This is a genomic window from Streptomyces sp. NPDC031100 (genome assembly GCF_055570785.1).
The window spans coordinates 6777-11691 of sequence record NZ_JBVIGN010000030.1 but is presented as its reverse complement, the minus strand read 5'-3'; the positions used below and the strand labels follow the sequence as shown (position 1 = coordinate 11691).

Genomic DNA, 4915 nt, shown 5'->3' with positions numbered 1-4915 from the left:
CGCCGTCAACACCGCCCTCGTCCTCATCACCACCCTCACCAGCACCTTCCTCCGCACCCCCACCACCAAATAACCCCACCACCACGGACGGGGAGCGCGGTGCGACCTAGCCATCTGTCGGTTGGCGCGCGCGGTGCGGGCCGTCACAGTGCCGAGGGGCTCCCGTCAACGGCCGCACTCCGGCCGCGGACGGACCGCCCCGGAAAGGAGAACGTCGTGAATCGTGGTCCGGCCTTGCGGCTCGCCCCCGTGCAGGGACCCGTCCGCTGGGAGGAGACGCTGCTGCCGTCCCCCGGCCACCAGGTGCCGGCGCGCGTGTACCGGCCCGTTCCGTCGCGCGGCGGCTGGCTGGTCTGGGCGCACGGCGGCAGCTGGCAGCACGGTTCGGCGGCCCAGTGGCACGAGGCCACCTCGGATCTCGCCCGGTACTCGGGCTGCACCGTGGTCAGTGTCGACTACCGCCTGGCGCCCGCGCACCCTCATCCGGCCGGACTGCTGGACGTGCTGGCAGCGGTGCGCTGGGCGCGGCACGAGGCGGTCCGGGAGACCGGCGCACCGCTGGTGGCCGTGGGCGGCGACAGCGCCGGCGGGACACTGGCGGCCTCGGCGGCGCTGGTCCTGCGGGACACCGGCGAGCCGCTGGCCGGACAGTTCCTCGCCTACCCGCCCGTCGATCCCGGGTGCCGTGCCCCGTCGTACCGGACCGATCCGGCCGCGTTCCCCTCCGCCGAACAGCTGCGGAAGGCCTGGCAGCGCTACCGGGGTGCCGCGCCGGTGCGTCCGCGCACCGGCGCGAACGTCCTCTACTCCACTCCGCTGGAGGCACCGGACGTCAGCGGCGTGGCCCCGGCGGTGCTGGCCGTGGGCGACCACGATCCGGTGCTGGACGACGTCCGCGGCTACGCGGACACGCTGCGGCGGGCGGGTGTCACGACGTCGCTGCGCCTCTTCCACCAGACGCCGCACGCGGCACTGCTCATGCCGTCCCAGCAGTGGGGCGCGGGCCGTGCGCACCCGATGCGCCAGTGGCTGGGCCGGATGGTCGCGGCCCGATTCAGCACGCTGACGAACAACAACCTGCATCAGGAGGACATGTGACGACGAAGGATGCTTCCCCGGCGGTCGCGGAGGCGACCGCGCACCTGGAGGCCCTGGAGCGCCACTTCGGGGACCTGCGCGACGGAACCCACGGGGACGCCGTGTCGCGGCAGGGCAAGGAGCGGCTGTTCCACGAGGCGGTGGCGCTGCTGGACCCGTACGCCCGCCAGGTGCTGCGGGAGTTCGACCGCGGGATGCTGCGGGGCACCGGAACCCTCGGGGCCACCGGAGCCGGCCGCACCCCGGACGGGGGGCTGGCGGCGCTGTGGACGCTGTCCTGGCCCGAACAGGCGGAGGCGGGAATCCAGCCGATCACGTTGATGGCGTTCTACGGGCGGGGCTTCCACCATCCGCATCTGCGCGGTGCCACGGTGGGCGAGTGGCCCCTGAACGTCTTCACCGAGGAGCAGGCGGCCGCCGAGGTGCCCACGCTGCGGGCGATCGCCTCCGCGGACCTGCACAACCTGGTGTTCCAGCGGGACTTCCGCATCGTGCCGTCGGTCGTCGCCGCCGGCCGGGAGGAGGCATGAGCGCCATGCGTGTCTCCGTTCTGGACCAGTCCCCCGTCGGTGAGGGGCACACGGGCGCCGACGCCCTGCAGGCCTCCCTCGAACTCGCCCGGCACGCCGACCGGTTGGGCTTCGCCCGGTTCTGGGTGGCGGAGCACCATCGCTCGCCGGGCTTCGCCGGCAGCGCCCCGGAGGTGCTGGCCGGTGCCGCCCTCGCGGCGACCGACCGGATCCGGGTCGGCACCGGAGGGGTGCTGCTGCCGCGCTATCCCGCGCTGAAGGTCGCCGAGGTGTTCGGTGTGCTGTCCGCTCTGCACCCGGGCCGGGTCGACATGGGGATCGGCCGGGCCGGCGGTCCGGCCGCGGACTTCCCGGCACGGCTGCGGGAGCTGCGCTCGCTGCTGCGACTGCCGGGCAGTGAGGACGTGTACGCCGATGCCCTGACCGCGGTGCCGCCGGTGCCCCCGGAGTTGTGGCTTCTGGGCGCGAGCAGCGGCTCGGCCACGGCCGCCGGCGAGCTGGGCGTGGGTTTCGCCTTCGCGCACTTCCTGGTGCCCGGGCCGAGTACGCGTGCGCTGAACGCGTACCGGGCCGCGCGTGCGGCCGCGACGGGCGAGGAGGGGCACGGCGGGCTCCTCGCCGTGCGGGCCGTCCTCGCGGACACGCAGGCACGGGCCGACGAGCTGGCGCAGGCCGTGCTGCTGTGGCGTGCGCGGAAGGACCTGGGCGACGATCGGCCGCTTCCCTCGGCACAGACCGTACGACGCCACCGGTGGACCGGGCCGGAGTCGGAGCGGGCGGCCCATCACAGGCAGGCGCTGATCCACGGCACGCCCGAGGACGTCGTACCGCGGCTGCGCGCCCTGGCCGAGGCGGGCGGGGTGCGGGAGCTGATGGTGAACACGCTGACGCAGGACCCGGCCGACCGGGTCCGCTCCTACCAGCTGCTGGCCGAGGGCTTCGAGCTGTCCGGCACGCCGTCCGCGGGATCCGTGGTCACGGCGGCGGGCTGAGACCGCCGGTCGTACACGAAAGCGGGCCCCGTCCCCTTCCGCAGGGGACGAGGCCCGCTTTCGTGCGCGCGGGTGGGGCCCGCCCCCGTACGGGAGCGGGCCCCACCTTCGTCGTTCCGGAACGTCGGCGTCAGTCCAGGAAGTCCGCCATCAGCGCGGCCAGTGGCCGCGGCTGCTCCAGCAGGACGTTGTGCCCGCTGTCGAGTTCGGCGTAGCGGGATCCGGCGATCCCGGCGTGCAGTTCCCTGCTGTGGGCGACCGGAATGACCTGGTCCCGGCTCGCGCCGACGACGAGGGTCGGGGCGAGGATGCGCGGGAGGCGGTCGCGGATGTCGACCACGAGGTCCAGGTCGAGTTGGCGGCGGGCGCCCTCGGTGACCGTGGGCGCGGCGGCGAGGGCGTGCAGGTGCTCGCCGCCCAGGGACGCCAGGTACTCGGGCGAGTGCGCCAGCAGCGTGATGTAGCGCTGGTAGGCCCACTCGTCGGTCTCGGCCAGGTGACGCCACAGGCCCAGGGCCATCGACTGGCGCCGGTCGTCGTTGCGGGCCCAGCCGACGATCAGGATCAGACGCCTGACCAGGTGCGGGTGGTCGGCGGCGAGCGCCGCGGCGACGACGGCTCCGAGGGAGGCCCCGGCGACGTCCACCGGTCCCTCGGACCGGTGCTCGACGACGGCGGCCAGCTGACCGGCCAGGGCGTCGACGGTGAGGCTGCCCCCGGCCGGGAGCGGTGTGCGTCCGCTGCCGGCGTAGTCGGGGAGGATCAGTGTGCGGTGCTCGGACAGGTGGGGCTCCAGCGGGGCGAAGCCGGACGCGGCGTCGCTGGTGGAGCCGTGGACGAGGAGCAGTCGGGGTCCCGAGCCGGTGATCCGGTAGTCGACCTCGGTTCCCTCGGCGGTGGTGACGGCGGGCACGGTGGCCCCCTCTCAGGTGAGTTCCTTCTCGGCGGTCGGTGCGGACGCGGCGGCGCGCTGGGCCGGGATGGCCACCGGCGCCTCGGCGGGGGCGGGGCGCCGGCTGCGGCCGAAGCGGCGCATGGCGGGCATCTCCACGAAGCGGTACAGGAGCCATCCGGCGAGCAGGGAAGCCGCGAAGAACAGCGCGACGACGCCCACGGCCACCGGGGTGCTGAAGGTCTCGTCTCCCAGCAGGGTCCGCAGGTAGAAGATGGTGACGCCCTGGACCAGGTAGAAGCCGAAGGAGACCTCGCCGAGCCAGACCATGGGGCGGCTGCTCAGCCAGGTGCTGCGGGAGCGGGAGTCGCTGTCGGCGACCGCGGCGATGAGCAGGGCGATGGGGACGATCGTGGCCGTGACGAAGGTGTACTGGAAAGGCACCAGGAAGGTCGCGCCGTAGCCGACGGCGACCAGCACCAGCGAGACGGCGATCCCGAGCTGCCGGGGCCAGCGGCCGGCGAGCACGATCCGGGCGAGGAGCGCACCGAGCACGAACTCGAAGAGGCGGCCGGGCGGGAAGAGGTAGCCGAACCAGAACTGCGTGTCGGAGATCGGGGTGATCGCCGACTTGGGGGTGTCGGGGACGAGGTAGGTGGAGACGAGCTGGACGGCGACCGTCCCGGCCACCATGACGGCCGCCCAGGCCCACAGCGCGCCGCCGCGGATCCGGCGGATCGGGATGATCAGCAGCGGGAACAGCAGGTAGAAGAGCAGCTCGCTGCCGAGGGACCAACTGGGCGGGTTGAGGCTGAGGTTGACCGACGGCTGCGGGAAGAACGTGTGGATCAGCAGCAGGTTCGGCAGCCACTGGGAGACGCCGGTGATGGTGGCTCCGGCGAACAGCACGACGACCGCGGCCGAGACGACGAGGTGGTTGGGGAAGATCTTGGTCATGCGGCGGCGCCAGAACGACGTGATGCGTTCACCGGGCCGGGCGGACCAGGCGAGTACGAAGCCGGACAGGACGAAGAAGAACGACACGCCCATGTAGCCGGTGGAGACGAAGGTCTTCTCGTACAGGTGCGCCAGCGTGCGGTCGGCGAAGGGGTTGATCGGCGCGTTGGGCGGAATGGGGCTGTTGGAGAGCGAGGAGTGGAAGAAGAACACCAGGAGCGCGGCGAAGAACCTCAGTCCGGTGAGCGACGGCAGTTTCGACGGCCGGGACTGGGGTCCGGACTTCCCCGGCGGTACGACGGCGAAGGACATGACGGCGGCTTTCTGCTGAGGGCGGCGCCGGGCAGGGGCGGGGGGGGGGGGGGGGGGGGGGGGGGGGGGGGGGGGTTTGGGGGGGGGGGGGGGGGGGGGGGGGGGGGGGTGGGGGGGGGGGGGGGGGGGGGGGT

Annotated in this window: 5 protein-coding genes; 3 read left to right on the top strand and 2 right to left on the bottom strand. The window is 73.7% G+C overall.

The window, feature by feature from the left end:
* The first annotated feature begins 216 nt into the window (after positions 1-216).
* The 3 genes from ACZ5DS_RS42460 to ACZ5DS_RS42450 are packed head-to-tail and all read left to right on the top strand — an operon-like array spanning position 217 to position 2620.
* Positions 217-1098 (top strand): alpha/beta hydrolase, encoded by an 882-nt coding sequence (locus ACZ5DS_RS42460; protein WP_468249837.1) that lies wholly within the window; start codon positions 217-219, stop codon positions 1096-1098.
* Positions 1095-1628 carry a hypothetical protein gene (locus ACZ5DS_RS42455; protein ID WP_468249835.1) on the top strand — a complete coding sequence of 178 codons (534 nt, stop codon included), beginning with the start codon at positions 1095-1097 and terminating at the stop codon, positions 1626-1628. The genes ACZ5DS_RS42460 and ACZ5DS_RS42455 overlap by 4 nt, the downstream gene beginning before the upstream one ends.
* Positions 1625-2620 carry an MsnO8 family LLM class oxidoreductase gene (locus tag ACZ5DS_RS42450; protein ID WP_468249833.1) on the top strand — a complete coding sequence of 332 codons (996 nt, stop codon included), beginning with the start codon at positions 1625-1627 and terminating at the stop codon, positions 2618-2620. Before ACZ5DS_RS42455 ends, ACZ5DS_RS42450 begins: the two co-directional genes overlap by 4 nt.
* 130 nt (positions 2621-2750) lie before the next feature.
* Here the strand turns inward: ACZ5DS_RS42450 and ACZ5DS_RS42445 are convergent, their stop codons facing one another.
* Entirely contained in the window at positions 2751-3533 is a 783-nt protein-coding gene (locus ACZ5DS_RS42445; RefSeq protein ID WP_468249831.1) for an alpha/beta fold hydrolase, read from the bottom strand.
* A gap of 12 nt (positions 3534-3545) precedes the next feature.
* Complete coding sequence (locus tag ACZ5DS_RS42440) at positions 3546-4781, bottom strand: acyltransferase family protein (protein WP_468249829.1); 1236 nt, start codon at positions 4779-4781, stop codon at positions 3546-3548.
* Positions 4782-4915 lie beyond the last annotated feature (134 nt).

Bases quoted from the DNA above. Each gene is read 5' to 3' on its own strand.
- ACZ5DS_RS42440 (WP_468249829.1), bottom strand. From the start codon at position 4,781: ATGTCCTTCGCCGTCGTACCGCCGGGGAAGTCCGGACCCCAGTCCCGG.
- ACZ5DS_RS42450 (WP_468249833.1), top strand. From the start codon at position 1,625: ATGAGCGCCATGCGTGTCTCCGTTCTGGACCAGTCCCCCGTCGGTGAG.